This window comes from Fulvivirga ulvae, from assembly GCF_021389975.1.
Lineage (GTDB): Bacteria > Bacteroidota > Bacteroidia > Cytophagales > Cyclobacteriaceae > Fulvivirga > Fulvivirga ulvae.
This window is the reverse complement of record NZ_CP089981.1, coordinates 2,096,384-2,110,307: the sequence shown is the minus strand read 5'-3', so window position 1 is coordinate 2,110,307 and position 13,924 is coordinate 2,096,384. Positions and strand designations below refer to the sequence as shown.

The window sequence follows — 13,924 nt, the reverse complement described above, 5'->3', positions numbered from 1 at the left end:
AAAGCCTAGTTTCGTATCAATTCTGTACGAAGGTTATCGATATAATTGGTTAACGCCTGCTCCCAGGTGGGGGCTGCATCCCATTTTTTGCCAAGGAATGTATTGCCTGAATAAATGTGTTTGATATAAAATTTATACACCGGAGTATTAATACTATATGAGTTTACTCTGGCCTGGCCATCTTTCACCACCTCAGAAACATAGGCGGTCTCCGTATCCGTAACAGGATATTCCAGCATCTCTTTTACAGCTTTTCCTGTGGTATGCACATAGTATAAAATGTACTGGTAGCCCTCCGACCTCACCTTTTTTTCTTCCATGTCGGGATCTACAAAACCGTATTTGTAAGGGTAGTTTGCCATTACGGCACTGATTTTTGCGGTATCTGCAAAAATCGGTACAGCCAGCTTTTCAGATGAGAAATTCAGGTCGTAATACTCACCCCTTCTTCCATCAATGGTTTTGGCCATATCGCCAAACTCGGGTACATCAAGTATCAGAAGGTTGTCCCGGTCTTGGGATGAATTGGCGGCCGCTTTATAGAGGTTATCAAGGGCTATAGAAAGGTCAGCGTTTTGGGTTTGCCAGGCGGGTTGCCCTTTTTTAATTAGCTCCTTTTCATCATTGAGTTTTGTAAGCACGATGCGGTATGAGCCCTCTTTCTGAACAATGAAAACAATATTTTCGAGTTCCCTCGTCTTAAATTCTTCCATGAAGGCGAGATAGGATTCTTTCCCACTATAAATATCTTCTACATGGTAGTACGTTACTACATCTATACTTGCCTTTTGGAATCCAGGCTGTGTAACTTCTGCCAGCTTTTTCCAGTCACCCCTTACGATCGGGTTAGTGTTTTTGGGCGGGAGCTGCACCAGTGCTACAGATTTACCCTGAAGTATTTCCTTCGGTAGTTCCGCTCCATACTGCAATGAATCGAGTCGGTTTACAATTTTTACGTCGTCTTGCGCGAAAGATGAAAAGCAAAAGAATAAGGAAAGGATAAATATTAGCTGAGATTTTCGCATTGTACAAGGTTTATATAACACTCAAATAACGTTGAAAAATTGATTTATTGAAAAAATCAACTGGAAATATTGAGCAACAGATAGCAGTCCTGCTGTCTTTAATAGGCAAAAACCTGGCTGGGATCTTTGAACGACTTGAATTCCAACGCATTGCCACTGGGATCAAGGAAAAACATGGTAGCCTGCTCACCGACCTGTCCCTGGAACCGTATGTGAGGCTCTATGATAAAGTTTATCTTGTGACTTTTGAGTCGCTCTGCAAAGTCATGCCAGGCCTGCCACTCCAGGATAACCCCAAAATGCTTTACTGGTACCTTATCACCATCAACCTCATTGGTAGGTGATGAGCCTGCCTCTTCAGGCTTAAGATGTGCAACTACCTGATGACCAAAGAAGTTAAAGTCGATCCATTGCTCGGAACTTCTGCCGGTTGAGCAGCCAAGAACATCCGTATAGAACTTTCTTGTGGTCTCCAAGTCTGACACCGGAAACGCAAGATGGAATAAGGGAACGCTGTTATTCATTGACCCCGGACAGTTTTCTTTCAACAGGGTTTACCTCTTCGGTAACAGGTACTACCTCCGGGCTTGGTTTGGCCATATTATTACTAAAGGCTTTTTTTCGTTCCTCCAGCTTGCTGGGCCGGGTAAATGTCATCACCCAGGCCTCCTTCAACGATTTTGAATTCTTAATGTCTTTTACAATATCCATCCATTCATGAAAGCACAGGTACACCGGGTTATAAGAGTTAACAGGAGTGGTTATGCCATACTCTGCCTGCTCTTCTTCCGGTTGGAAGGTTCCGAATATCCTGTCCCAGATAATGAAAGTAGAACCGTAATTTTTATCCAGATACTTGTCGTTCCGCGCATGATGTACCCTGTGGTGTGAAGGAGTAGTGAAAATATATTCGATAGGTCTGGGCAACTTCCTGATATACTCGGTATGGATCCAGAACTGATACAATACTTCAATCTGATGACAAATAAAGAACACAACCGGATGGAAACCGGCCAGTGCTACGGGTATGAAGAAAATTATTTTAATATGCTGTGTCCACCCCAGTCTGAAAGAAACGGACCAGTTGTACTTGGCCGAGTTATGATGTGTAACATGCGTAGCCCACCAAAAACGATTTTCATGAGCAACCCTGTGAGCCCAATATCTCCAGAAATCGATCCAAATCAGGCAAAGTACATAAGCCCACCAGGTATGTGGAATGCTCCAGGGAACCAGGTTATAGAAGAATAGGATGATACCGAAGGTTGCAATTTTTATTGCCGCACTTATACCTACATTGACAAATCCAATTACAGTTGCTGCAATAGTATCTTTACCGTCATAAAAGTCCTTCTTTTGGCGAAAACTTACGATCCACTCAAGGATAACAAGCGATATCATCACCGGTGCTGCATACAATATGATGTTGGGGAGGTCCATAGATAGAACCTGGTCAACTGTCAATTTTTCCTTTTCCATTCTATGTCTTTATTATCAAACTTGAAAGTTAAAGATATTGTGTGTCAATGCTATACAATCTGTTATTTAATTCTGGTTAAATAAACCGTGGCCATTGATGTATTCACCTCAACTTTGTGGCATAAGCCATTTTTAAAGTAGTAAACATTAACCCGTTCATCCGGTTTGATAAGTTCATATTTATTAGAGGCTACCTGTCTGATCGGGCAAAATTGGCCATGTTTCTCTGAAAAAATTTCTCCTTTGAGTGGAGCATTAAAATAAAGGTAAGCAATGCTTTCATGAATCGGGCTGCTTTCCGTTTTTATCTCATCATCCTTTTTTATAGTATACCTTCCGTGTTGTAGCGTGGCTGTTGTTTTGGATTGCTCCTTCTCATTTAAAAAATCCTCTGATAGCGATGCCGTCAGTACATCATTTTCATATTCGGCTTTATAATATGCGGTATGGTTGAAGCTGAGCACCAGGCTAAACTTAGTCCTGGTTTCGAGTTCGTAAGTAACTTTATTGTTGCTAAGTGATTTTTTGGCTATCATATAACCGATAGAATCCTCCTTGTAATTTATCCTGTAAACTAGTTTTTGAGCATGAGTTGAGAACACTACAATCAAGGAAGCCACTATAAACACTGTATAAACCAGAATTTTTCTCGTCATTTGCTAATTAACAATGGCAGATTATTAAAGTTAGAAGCTCCTTTGTTGAAAAGTTAACGATTTATAAAAACTTTTCTTGTGGTGAAGGAAACCTCTGTTTAAAGTTCTTGTCATTGTTATAACATATAAGTTGGAGTGGAGTCCGGACAACAGACCATACATAAATATCTGGTACAGCGTAGCCAGCAAGGAGACCGACAGGCGCAGAACGAGCTGTATAAGCTGTACGTGAAAGCTATGTATAATATTTGCCGCCGGATGATGGGTGATGAAGAGGAGGCCAGGGATGTGTTGCAGGATGCCTTCATTACGGCATTCAGCATGATCAGGACCCTTAAAAGTGAGGTTACTTTCAGTGCATGGATTAAAAGGATTGTGGTTAACCACTGCCTTAACGCGTTGAAAAAGAGAAAGCTGATGACGGTAGCCATGGAAGACCATCAGGATTTCGCCGAGGAGCATGAAGAAGACCTGGACTATTCCAGGTACGAAGCCCGACGCGTACTTGAAGCTATTGATCAGATCTCCGAAGGATGTAAAACTGTACTGAACCTGTACCTTTTTGAAGGCTACGATCATAAGGAAATAGGTGAAATACTGGGAATTACTGAGTCGGCTTCAAAAGCCCAGTACAGCAAGGCAAAAAGCAAGATTAGAAAAATATTGAGTATTAAAGACGAAGCTCATGAAAGACAAGCTTAAAGAGTCAGTCGACACCAGAAGGGCAGATTTTGACTTGTATGATGCCGACTTTGACCAAATGTGGAACAATATAGAGGGAGACCTCAATAAATCCCGGTGGAATATCCGGGGCATGGCGGGTAAAGTGGCTGCGGCTATACTGGTGCTGGTTATGGTCAGTTGGGGCTTTATAAGTTTTAAGTTTAACGATGTAGCAGAAGGCGTGGCCTTGCATGAGATTTCTCCTGAGCTTGCTGAAACCGAATACTACTATTCCCAGCAAGTGGCCGAAAAGCTAAGCATAATCAAAGCCAGCAACGCAGGCGTGGATCAGGAAGTGATGGATAATCTTATGGCGCTGGATAGCGCATATCAGGACCTTAAAAAGGATCTTAAGGATAACGCAGACAATGAAGAAGTGATAGCGGCGATGATTGACAATTACAGGCTTAAGCTCAGCATTCTGGAACAAATTTTAACGGAAATCAAGCAACATGACCAGAGAGAACAAAATAATGAAGTTAATATTTAGCGCAGTACTATGTGCTTGTTTCCTGCAGGCAACGGCCAAGCCTGGTGATAACGACGACACCAAACTTACAAAGACCATTGAAAGGGATTTCAGCATGTCCAAAAATGGTTATCTGGAGCTTATCAATAAATATGGACAGGTGGTGATCAACACATGGTCAAAAGATTCTGTAAAGGTAAAAGTGAAAATCACCGCCTACGGGAAAGATTACAGCGATGCCGAAAAAATGCTGGAGAGGGTAGACATTGATTTCAGAAGTACCAGTCCGTACCTCACTATAGAAACTGTACTGGACAGAAAATCAGGTTTTTTTAAAGAACTCTGGAACAACATCAGCGATTACTCAAAAACGCTGCTCAGCAAAAATAAGATCGAGATTGATTATGAGATATTTATGCCGGCAACAATAGCTCTCGACATAGAAAATAAGTTTGGGGACATCTACATGCATGAAGTAAGCGGAAAGTGTAATATTAACCTCATGCATGGTAACCTTAGAGCGAACAAGTTCAATGCATCATCAAATATTGAGGTGGGATATGGTGACGTGAGGATCAAACAACTAACCGAGGGCCTGCTTGTACTTAAAGGTGTGGAAGCCGAAATCGCCAAACTTGGAAATGTAGAAGTAAAAAGCAGTTCTTCTGAGGTAAATGTAAAGGAGGCAGACAGAGTGACGCTGGACTCACGTGGCGACCAGCGTTTTAATATCGACAAAATAAGTACCCTTGAAGGGAAGGTAACATTCTCCAGAATAGAGCTGCAGGAAATGGAGAAAACCCTTGATCTGGAAATGAATTATGGTGAATTAAAAGTGAAGTCAATACCTTTTAGCTTTAACAAGATCAATTTGTCAGGGAAGTACACCGACATTACACTTGATTTTATGCCGAACAGCTACCTTGAAGTAGATATTTCAGCCAAGGAAGAATCACTTTTTCTGCCTCGGGAAAATGTAAAACTGGATAAGGCCTATACGGATGATAAGCAGAAATATGTTAGGGTGAGGGGAAAGATAGGAAACAAAACCAATTATCCGGGCAATGTTTACATCAATTCACCGGGGGGTGATGTGACCATTAACCTGGCCGGATTACAGCATTCCGTAAATAAGTAGCCTGATGAAGTTAACACTCTAGCGGCTGTTAAAAATAAAGTTATATCGTTAGTTTTAGATACTTTATTTATATTGGGGTAAACACGTCGCTATGAAAACCACCTATTTGCTTACACTTTTGCTGATAGCAGGGCAGCTATTGGCCCAGGAAAATTCTATACAAGCCATAGCCAGTCAAAAAGCCGGGCAAATCGAAACCAAAACCATTGAATGGAGAAGGTATTTTCACCAGAACCCTGAGCTCTCTAACAGAGAGTTTGAAACAGGTAAAAAAATTGCTGAACACCTCAAAAAGTTCGGTCTGGAGGTACAGACTGGAGTGGCAAAAACCGGGGTTGTAGGCATATTAAAAGGAGGTAAAAAAGGACCTGTCGTAGCTTTAAGAGCTGATATTGATGCACTTCCTGTTACGGAGAGAACAGGTCTGCCCTTTGCATCAAAAGTTGTGACGGAATATAATGGGGTTGAAACAGGTGTAATGCATGCCTGTGGCCACGATACACATATAGCCATTTTACTAAGCGTCGCCGAGGTACTTTCTTCCATGAAAAAGGATGTGCCCGGAACGGTTAAATTTATTTTTCAACCTGCGGAAGAAGGGGCACCTCCCGGAGAAGAAGGTGGCGCCGGCCTTATGGTCAAAGAAGGTGTTTTAAAAAACCCTTCTCCAGAGGTTATTTTCGGTTTACATATCAGCGCAGGCACACCTGTAGGACACATCAATTATAAACCTGGCGGGGCAATGGCTGCATCAGACAGGTTTACCATCAAAGTAAAAGGCCAGCAGGCTCATGGGTCTACACCCTGGGGAGGCGTGGATCCTGTAGTCGTATCCGCTCAGATAATCAATGGCTTGCAAACGATCATCAGTCGTCAGACTGAACTTACCAAAGAAGCAGCAGTGCTGACCGTAGGGGTGGTAAAGGGAGGAGTACGTTTTAATATTATACCGGAAGAGGTGGAGCTGACCGGGACCATCCGCACGCTTGATACTAAAATGCAGGAAATGATCCATGACAAAGTGAGGCTTACGGCCACTAAAATTGCCGAAAGCGCCGGGGCTACCGTCCAGGTTGACATTGAAAAGATAGTGCCGGTAACCTATAATGACCCTGACTTGACTTCAAAAATGGTTCCTACTTTAGAGCGTGTGGCCGGAAAAGAGAATGTCCATCTGGTTAATGCCGTTACGGGTGCTGAAGATTTTTCCTATTTCCAGAAGGAGATACCGGGATTGTACATTTTTGTAGGCGGCCGCGCTTCTGAGACAGGCGAACCCGCAGTAAATTTAGGAGGACATCATACACCTGATTTTGTTATTGATGAAAGCGGTATGCTTACGGGAGTGAAGGCCTTGCTTAACCTCACTCTGGACTACATGGAAATGAACAAATGATGCTCAAGCTTTATGAACAGCCTGCTATTGAGGAGGTAAAGGAGGCATGGATCAATGAGAAGGGAGTGCGGCTCTTTATCAAAAGAGAGGACAAGATACATCCATTTGTTTCGGGAAATAAATGGAGGAAGCTCAAGTACAATCTGCTCAAAGCCCGGGAGGATGGACATAAAACCCTACTGACGTTTGGTGGGGCTTTTTCAAATCACATTTATGCGGCCGCGGCGGCAGCCAAGGAAGCAGGTTTTGAATCCATCGGTGTTATCCGTGGAGATGAGTTAGCCGATAAGCCTTTGAATGAAACTCTAAGCTTTGCAAAGTACAATGGCATGAAGTTTCATTTTGTAAGCCGTGAGGATTACCGCATAAAACACGAGGAATTATTCATCACCGGACTAAAAGAGCAGTTTGGAGAGTTTTATCTGGTACCGGAGGGCGGCTCTAATCATTTGGCAATAAGGGGTTGCGAGGAAATAGTAGATGACCAGGTAAAGCGTTTCGATTTTATTGGTCTACCGGTAGGTACAGGAGGTACTATTTCCGGTATTATTTCTGCTTCTGACAAATACCAGCAGGTAATAGGTTTTTCTGCTTTAAAGGGAGACTTTCTTATAGATGAGGTCAAAAATTTCTTAAGCAGCTACCAGATCAACCGGCCTGTGAGCCTGAACTGGCAAATAGAGACAGACTATCATTTCGGAGGCTACGCCAAAACCACTCCGGAGTTAATAAACTTTATCAAGCGCTTTGAAGCGGACCACCATATTCCCCTCGATCAGGTGTATACCGGAAAAATGATGTTTGGCCTTTATGATAAAATCAGGAAAGGCTACTTCGACGAAGGAGTGAAAATACTCGCCATACATACGGGTGGGTTGCAGGGGAGACGGCTATACAACACCTAATTTGGCCACTGGACTACTTCCTTTTAACCGAAGTGAGCCATGCCCCAATACCTCTTCGACTGGGTTGCTCTGCTAGTATGCCTGCTTCAGATGCACTTTTTACTGATTCTACGGTATAAAAAGCACTTGGCACATGGCGCTGTATCTCCGCCTGTAGCAAAGGAAGGTTATCTCTTTTTACAACAGTGAAAAGCAATTTTTCCTCACCCGTTTCGCTCTGGGCCGATACCAGAGTATATCTTACTTTCTGAGTTTCCAGTACTTTAATAAGTCCCGAGAGATCTTCAGATGAGATCACCCTTACTACCACATTACCGAGTGCCAGCCGTTCTTCTATCAGCATTCCTACCATAATTCCGGCAGCAAATCCGGCAGGATAGGCGATGTAGGAATAAACATTATCAATATGTTGAAAAATTTGTCCGATGGCCAGCAACCAGATCAGAGATTCGAAAAAGCCGAGAATGGTAGAGATCAGCTTACGGCCGGTCATTACAAATATGATCCTGACTGTATTGATAGAAACGTCCAGTATTCTGGCAAAGAAAATCATTAAAGGTAAAATAATGATCCTGAATGTTTCCGGGTCTATTCCGTATGTTGATAAAAATTCTTGCATCTTTTTTTAACAGGTTATTGACTCAACAGTTATCCAAACAAGTCACTAAAAACATCAGTGATCCTTGCAAAAGGTTTAATGGTGATCTGATATTTTTTAGGTTCTATGCCCTTCATTCCAAATTTTGAAACATAAACCTCTTCAAACCCAAGCTTTTGCGCTTCCGCAATTCGATTATCCAGGCGGTTTACCGCCCTTAGCTCTCCCCCGAGGCCGACTTCTGCAGCAAAACAGGCTTTTTCAGAAATTGAAATTTCTTCAAGCGAAGAAATTACTGCGCTGCAAACGGCCAGGTCAATAGCCGGATCTTCCACCTTGATGCCACCAGCCATATTAAGAAATACATCTTGCAAACCAAGCCGGAATCCACATCTTTTTTCCAATACAGCAAGCAGCATATTCAGTCGTCGAGTATCAAACCCTGTAGAGCTTCTTTGCGGAGTGCCGTAAGCTGCGGTACTTACCAGCGACTGTATTTCTATAAGTAAAGGCCTGTTGCCTTCTATCGTAGCTCCGATGGTCACGCCACTTAGCTCACTGTCTTTTTGTGATATCAGGATTTCCGAAGGGTTGCTGACTTCCCGGAGTCCGGAGCCCATCATTTCATAAATACCTAGCTCTGAAGTAGAGCCAAACCTGTTTTTTGTAGTGCGTAAAATGCGGTAGGTCAGGTGTCTGTCACCCTCAAACTGGAGCACCGTATCTACCATATGCTCGAGTACCTTTGGCCCTGCAATAGCACCCTCCTTTGTAATATGGCCTACCAGAAAAACCGGAGTTGCCGTTTCCTTGGCATATTTGATAAGTTCTGCGGTACACTGCTTGACCTGAGAAACACTGCCCGCCGCAGATTCAATGTTGTCAGAGTGCAAAGTCTGTACGGAGTCAACCACCAGTATATCGGGTTTTAAAGCCTCTATTTGCTGAAATATATTCTGAGTAGAAGTTTCGGCCAGGATGTAACACTCTCCAGGATTTTTAATATCCGTCATGCGCTCGGCACGCATTTTAATCTGTTGCTCACTTTCTTCGCCTGAGACATAAAGTACTTTGTGCTTTACAGATAATCCTATTTGCAGCATTAAAGTAGACTTACCTATACCAGGCTCACCAGCGATAAGAATTACCGACCCCGGCACCAGGCCACCGCCCAACACGCGGTTTAGTTCACCACTTCTGGTATTGATGCGCTGCTCCTTCTCATGAGTTATATCCTCAATCTTCTTTGGTGTTGAAGAAGCCTTTCCTGTACCACTGTTGCGCCAGTCATTTTTATCCGCGGCCGAACCTTTTTTGGTAACCTCTTCCACGAAGCTGTTCCATGTATTACAGGCCGGGCACTTGCCCAGCCATTTGGCAGATTCGTAGCCACAGTCCTGACAGAAATATACAGTTTTGGTTTTAGCCATAGGCCTCAAATATAGGCAATCTACCTTTGCGGGCATATAAGTTTTTTCGCATAGTCATAGCAAGATTGGGCACATTGAAAAAAAGAAACTATATTGCAAAATTGTTTAATTTTTTAATCTTTATGTTTTATGAATCTGTCTAGAGTTTGCTTTTTTTTAATTTTGTTTTGCTCAACCTATGTGACAAATGCCCAGAAAGTTCCTGTAAAATTTGGAAAAATTGACCCATCTGAGTTTAGCAAGAATCAAGAACAATTCCCCGAAGCTGAAGCTATAGTTTTGGCTGATTTCGGCTCTACGGAATTTGTATATGCCAACGACAAAGGCTGGCAATATAGATTTGACCGGGTGGTTAGGATAAAAATTCTTTCAAAAGAAGGTTATGATTATGCTAACATCAGTATTCCATTTTATGAAGGTAGTGGCGGTAGTAAGGAAAAAATAGCCGGACTTAAGGGAGCCACATATAATTTGGTGGATGGAAAAATTGAGAAGGAAAAATTAAAAAATGATGCAGTTTTTGAAGAGCAATTAAGTGAAAACTGGTATCAGCAGAAGTTTACATTTCCTAATGTTAAAGAAGGTTCCATCATCGAATATGAGTATTCAATTTTGTCAGATTACATATACAATCTTCAAAGTTGGTCTTTTCAATCCACCATTCCTGTCGAGTACAGTGAATACAGGCTTAGGGTACCAGAGTACTTTTATTACCAACAGGTGTATCAAGGTTTTGAACCTTTGACAATTCGTGAAACTGACTCCAGAGAAGAAACTTTTACGATAAAATATACTACCATTCCGCAGCGAGGAGGTACAGTTGAAAACCGGGAAGCAACTTTAAAGTCTAATAGCAAAATATATCGCTGGGCGGCGGAAAATTTACCAGCCATTAAAAGAGAGCCCTACATGACCACGGCGTCGGACTATTTTACTAAAATAGAGTTTCAGCTTGTTTCCATACGTTATCCCAACGAACCTGTAGAGGTGGTTATGGGATCATATGAAGATAAATTCACAAAGAGTTTTTTGGAAAGCGACAGATTTGGAAAGCTTCTTACCCGGACTGGTTTTGCTGAAGAAATAATTGCAGGACTTACGGGCTCCGTATCCAGCGAGTACGACAAAATGGTTCAAATTTATGAGCACGTAAAATCTAAAATGGAGTGGAATGACCAATACAGACTTTTTGCTTCATCGAATCTGAAATCTATTTATAAGGATCAAAAAGGTAGTGTTGCGGATATAAACCTATTATTGGTTGCCATGCTAAATGAGTCGGGGATCACTGCCCATCCTGTAGTATTGAGTACAAGATCTAATGGTAAACCACACCCTGTTTACCCGAATATGTCCAAGTTCAACTATGTAATAGCGGCCGCTATAATTGATAATGAGTACTATCTTTTGGACGCAACTCAAAAAGGCCTGCCTGCTAATACTTTACCTGAAAAAGCCCTGAATGGCTCAGGCTGGTTGCTTTCGCAAAACCCGCATTGGATTAACCTTAACGCCAACACAAACTTCTCCAGTACCAATATGGTTTCAATGAATATCTCTGAGGAAGGAAGTTTGCAGGCTGTGCTGCAATCACGAAAAGGCAGTCTGTTAAGCGCAAAAGCGAGGGCCAAATATTTACAGGAAACAGGTCAGAACTACCTAAAGGAAAACTACGGTAACATGACTGATTGGCAAGTAATTTCATCAGAGTTTAATGGAGACAAAGATATATATGAATCATTTACTGAAAAAGTAGAGTTGGTGAATGAGGAGATTGAACTTGCCGATATTCTATATATAGATCCATTCCTTTTTTCCTCGATTAATGAGAATGTATTTAAAAATGAAACAAGAAGGTTTCCGGTAGATCTACCAGCACCTATACAAGAGCAGTATATTTTTACCTTTGATATTCCCGAAGGTTACACGGTTGCGGAACTTCCTCAATCCCAGGTTTTCGGTTTGCCAAATAATGATGCCAGCTTCAGGTTTTCTGCAAGTGTTCTTGGTTCCAAAATTAATATTGCAGGAACCGTATTGATTCGGAAAACATTTTTTTCTCCTGAGGAATATGCCTCCTTAAGAAAATTTTATGAGTTAGTTGTGGCCAAATATGATGAGCAAGTTGTTCTTAAGAAAATATAAAATTCACCTGTTAATTCTTGGTTTTGGTCTGCTTACCCGGCAGGCCTTTAGCCAGGATATTCTAAATAGAAGTATTCCGGACAGCATTAAGCAAAATGCTAAAGCAATAGTGCTAAGTGATGAGGCGAGGTTTCAGATTCATAGTTTTCGCAAAACAGTTCTCCATAGGAGAACCGTAATCACGATACTTAATCCCCAGGCTGCTAATCTTGGAGTGAAGGGCATTAATTATGATAAATCCTCCTCAATTGTTTCTTTTAAAGCTAAATGCTATGATGAACACGGCAAGGAGATAGAGGACTTAAAGAAGTCCGAATTTTTAGATCGAAGTAATATTTCTGAAGTGAGTCTTTTTGAAGATAACCGCGTAAGAATAGCAGATCTTAGAAGAAAGGTATATCCATATACAGTTGAATTTGAATACGAGGTAGAATATAAAAACCTGTTTCAGACTCCTAACTGGGTCGTGCAGCCGGATGAGAAGATTGCAGTATTAAAGAGTTCTTTTGAAATGGTAGGACCAGGTGAGTTGATCCCATTTTATGAAGTACACAATGCTTCTGAGCCGGTAAAGGAGATTACTGGAGTTGAGGTAAGCCTAAAATGGCAATTTGAGCATTTGAAGCCGGTGCAATTCGAACCATTTGGAACGAATATAACTTTTTATACACCTGTAATCTACACAACTCCTCACAGATTTGAATATGATGGATACCCTGGGGAATTTACGAGCTGGAGTAACTTTGGAAAATGGATAAAATCACTCAATGCCAACCGTGACCAGTTGCCTGATGCAACAATATCTAAGATCAAAGCGCTTGTTGCAGATGCCCAAACAGAAAGGGAGAAGGTAAAAAGGATCTATAGCTACCTGCAACAAAACACCCGATATGTAAGCGTGCAACTTGGTATAGGCGGTTTTCAACCGATAGAAGCTATAACCGTCGATAATGTAGGTTATGGTGATTGCAAAGCACTTTCAAATTATACAAAGGCAATGTTGACAGCCGCAGGTATTAAATCTAACTATGTACTTGTTGAGGCAGGCCAGTATCCCAGGCCTCTGAAAGAAGGTTTTGCCAATAGTACCTTCAATCATGCGATATTGGCGGTACCCCTGAAAAATGATACTATCTGGCTGGAGTGTACAAGTCAAACCAATCCGTTTGGGTACTTGGGCAAATTCACCTCAGACCGGGAAGTGCTTTTAATCACAGAAGAGGGTGGGGTGGTTGTACGCACACCGGCATATGAGCCCGAACAAAACCAACAAATAACTGTAGCCCGGGTAAGTATAGATGATCAGGGAACTGGTACCGTTGATATGACTGTTAGCTACAAGGGTATCCAAATTGAAAATGGTAATCTGGACTATTACTTAAGGCAGGGACTTGAAGAGCAGGAAAAGTGGATATATAGGAATTGCGATATTTCGTCATTTAATCTGCTGGATTTTAAGTTTGAATTAATAGAAAGGGATTTGCCAGAGATACAGCAAAAATCTTCACTTGAGATAAAGAAACTTGCTTCCATTAGTGGAAAGAGATTATTTATTCGTCCTAATCTCAATAATAAGAGCACCTACATTCCAGAGGTACTGGAGCAAAGAAAAACGCCTATTGTTAAGCAGTTTAGCTATTATGACACTGATTCAATTGTCTATACACTACCAATAGGTTATGTACCGGAGTTTGTTCCCGAGCCTCTCATATTGGAGTCCTCCTTTGGCAAATATACCAGCGAGGTCAGTATAGACGGTAACAGACTGATATATACCCGGAGCTTATTGATAGAAAAAGGCACGTATTCAAAAGATACCTATGAAGAACTTATCAGTTTTTACAAGCAGATAGCGCGCTCTGATAAACAAAAAGTAGTGATGATCAATAAAACATAATAGATATAACTTTTGACCATTTGCTTTGAATACCATCTTAAAATTAACGTTTTTTGCGCTTTA

The 13,924-nt window shown here is 41.7% G+C and carries 13 protein-coding genes; 7 read left to right on the top strand and 6 right to left on the bottom strand.

Annotated elements, in window-relative coordinates:
• Positions 1–5: 5 nt before the first annotated feature.
• The 4 genes from LVD17_RS08710 to LVD17_RS08695 form a co-directional block, all read right to left on the bottom strand.
• Positions 6–1,025: a hypothetical protein gene (locus tag LVD17_RS08710; RefSeq protein WP_233766153.1), complete on the bottom strand. Its 1,020-nt coding sequence runs from the start codon at positions 1,023–1,025 to the stop codon at positions 6–8.
• Positions 1,026–1,123: 98 nt separating this feature from the next.
• On the bottom strand, positions 1,124–1,549 hold the full coding sequence (locus LVD17_RS08705) for a VOC family protein (protein WP_233766152.1): 426 nt from the start codon (positions 1,547–1,549) through the stop codon (positions 1,124–1,126).
• Positions 1,542–2,504, bottom strand: coding sequence for a sterol desaturase family protein (locus LVD17_RS08700; RefSeq protein WP_233766151.1), 963 nt, complete (start codon positions 2,502–2,504; stop codon positions 1,542–1,544). The genes LVD17_RS08705 and LVD17_RS08700 overlap by 8 nt, the downstream gene beginning before the upstream one ends.
• Before the next feature lie 62 nt (positions 2,505–2,566).
• The gene (locus LVD17_RS08695; protein ID WP_233766150.1) at positions 2,567–3,160 is read right to left on the bottom strand and encodes a DUF6134 family protein; all 594 of its coding nucleotides are present in this window, start codon (positions 3,158–3,160) and stop codon (positions 2,567–2,569) included.
• A gap of 135 nt (positions 3,161–3,295) precedes the next feature.
• Between LVD17_RS08695 and LVD17_RS08690 the strand changes: the two genes are divergently transcribed.
• The 5 genes from LVD17_RS08690 (at position 3,296) to LVD17_RS08670 (ending at position 7,791) form a co-directional block, all read left to right on the top strand.
• Positions 3,296–3,862 (top strand): RNA polymerase sigma factor, encoded by a 567-nt coding sequence (locus tag LVD17_RS08690; protein ID WP_233766149.1) that lies wholly within the window; start codon positions 3,296–3,298, stop codon positions 3,860–3,862.
• Positions 3,846–4,373, top strand: a complete 528-nt coding sequence (locus tag LVD17_RS08685; RefSeq protein WP_233766148.1) for a hypothetical protein — start codon at positions 3,846–3,848, stop codon at positions 4,371–4,373. The genes LVD17_RS08690 and LVD17_RS08685 overlap by 17 nt, the downstream gene beginning before the upstream one ends.
• Entirely contained in the window at positions 4,357–5,490 is a 1,134-nt protein-coding gene (locus tag LVD17_RS08680) for a DUF4097 family beta strand repeat-containing protein (RefSeq protein WP_233766147.1), read from the top strand. Before LVD17_RS08685 ends, LVD17_RS08680 begins: the two co-directional genes overlap by 17 nt.
• 91 nt (positions 5,491–5,581) lie before the next feature.
• Positions 5,582–6,886 (top strand): amidohydrolase, encoded by a 1,305-nt coding sequence (locus tag LVD17_RS08675; RefSeq protein WP_233766145.1) that lies wholly within the window; start codon positions 5,582–5,584, stop codon positions 6,884–6,886.
• The gene (locus LVD17_RS08670; RefSeq protein ID WP_306415996.1) at positions 6,883–7,791 is read left to right on the top strand and encodes a 1-aminocyclopropane-1-carboxylate deaminase/D-cysteine desulfhydrase; all 909 of its coding nucleotides are present in this window, start codon (positions 6,883–6,885) and stop codon (positions 7,789–7,791) included. The genes LVD17_RS08675 and LVD17_RS08670 overlap by 4 nt, the downstream gene beginning before the upstream one ends.
• A gap of 13 nt (positions 7,792–7,804) precedes the next feature.
• On the opposite strand, the gene LVD17_RS08665 is transcribed toward LVD17_RS08670, so the two are convergent.
• Together LVD17_RS08665 and radA are read right to left on the bottom strand one after the other, a co-directional pair.
• A complete protein-coding gene (locus tag LVD17_RS08665; RefSeq protein WP_233766144.1) occupies positions 7,805–8,410 on the bottom strand; it encodes a DUF2179 domain-containing protein in 606 nt (201 codons plus the stop codon).
• A gap of 29 nt (positions 8,411–8,439) precedes the next feature.
• On the bottom strand, positions 8,440–9,819 hold the full coding sequence (gene radA, locus LVD17_RS08660) for a DNA repair protein RadA (protein ID WP_233766143.1): 1,380 nt from the start codon (positions 9,817–9,819) through the stop codon (positions 8,440–8,442).
• 162 nt (positions 9,820–9,981) lie between these two features.
• Here radA and LVD17_RS08655 point away from each other — a divergent pair, with 162 nt between their 5' ends.
• Together LVD17_RS08655 and LVD17_RS08650 are read left to right on the top strand one after the other, a co-directional pair.
• Positions 9,982–11,964: a DUF3858 domain-containing protein gene (locus LVD17_RS08655; RefSeq protein ID WP_233766142.1), complete on the top strand. Its 1,983-nt coding sequence runs from the start codon at positions 9,982–9,984 to the stop codon at positions 11,962–11,964.
• Positions 11,933–13,861: a DUF3857 domain-containing transglutaminase family protein gene (locus LVD17_RS08650; protein ID WP_233766141.1), complete on the top strand. Its 1,929-nt coding sequence runs from the start codon at positions 11,933–11,935 to the stop codon at positions 13,859–13,861. The genes LVD17_RS08655 and LVD17_RS08650 overlap by 32 nt, the downstream gene beginning before the upstream one ends.
• The last annotated feature ends 63 nt before the right edge of the window (positions 13,862–13,924 follow it).

Bases quoted from the DNA above. Each gene is read 5' to 3' on its own strand.
- LVD17_RS08710 (WP_233766153.1), bottom strand. From the start codon at position 1,025: ATGCGAAAATCTCAGCTAATATTTATCCTTTCCTTATTCTTTTGCTTT.
- LVD17_RS08705 (WP_233766152.1), bottom strand. From the start codon at position 1,549: ATGAATAACAGCGTTCCCTTATTCCATCTTGCGTTTCCGGTGTCAGAC.
- LVD17_RS08700 (WP_233766151.1), bottom strand. From the start codon at position 2,504: ATGGAAAAGGAAAAATTGACAGTTGACCAGGTTCTATCTATGGACCTC.
- LVD17_RS08695 (WP_233766150.1), bottom strand. From the start codon at position 3,160: ATGACGAGAAAAATTCTGGTTTATACAGTGTTTATAGTGGCTTCCTTG.
- LVD17_RS08685 (WP_233766148.1), top strand. From the start codon at position 3,846: ATGAAAGACAAGCTTAAAGAGTCAGTCGACACCAGAAGGGCAGATTTT.
- LVD17_RS08680 (WP_233766147.1), top strand. From the start codon at position 4,357: ATGAAGTTAATATTTAGCGCAGTACTATGTGCTTGTTTCCTGCAGGCA.
- LVD17_RS08675 (WP_233766145.1), top strand. From the start codon at position 5,582: ATGAAAACCACCTATTTGCTTACACTTTTGCTGATAGCAGGGCAGCTA.
- LVD17_RS08670 (WP_306415996.1), top strand. From the start codon at position 6,883: ATGATGCTCAAGCTTTATGAACAGCCTGCTATTGAGGAGGTAAAGGAG.
- LVD17_RS08665 (WP_233766144.1), bottom strand. From the start codon at position 8,410: ATGCAAGAATTTTTATCAACATACGGAATAGACCCGGAAACATTCAGG.
- radA (WP_233766143.1), bottom strand. From the start codon at position 9,819: ATGGCTAAAACCAAAACTGTATATTTCTGTCAGGACTGTGGCTACGAA.
- LVD17_RS08650 (WP_233766141.1), top strand. From the start codon at position 11,933: ATGATGAGCAAGTTGTTCTTAAGAAAATATAAAATTCACCTGTTAATT.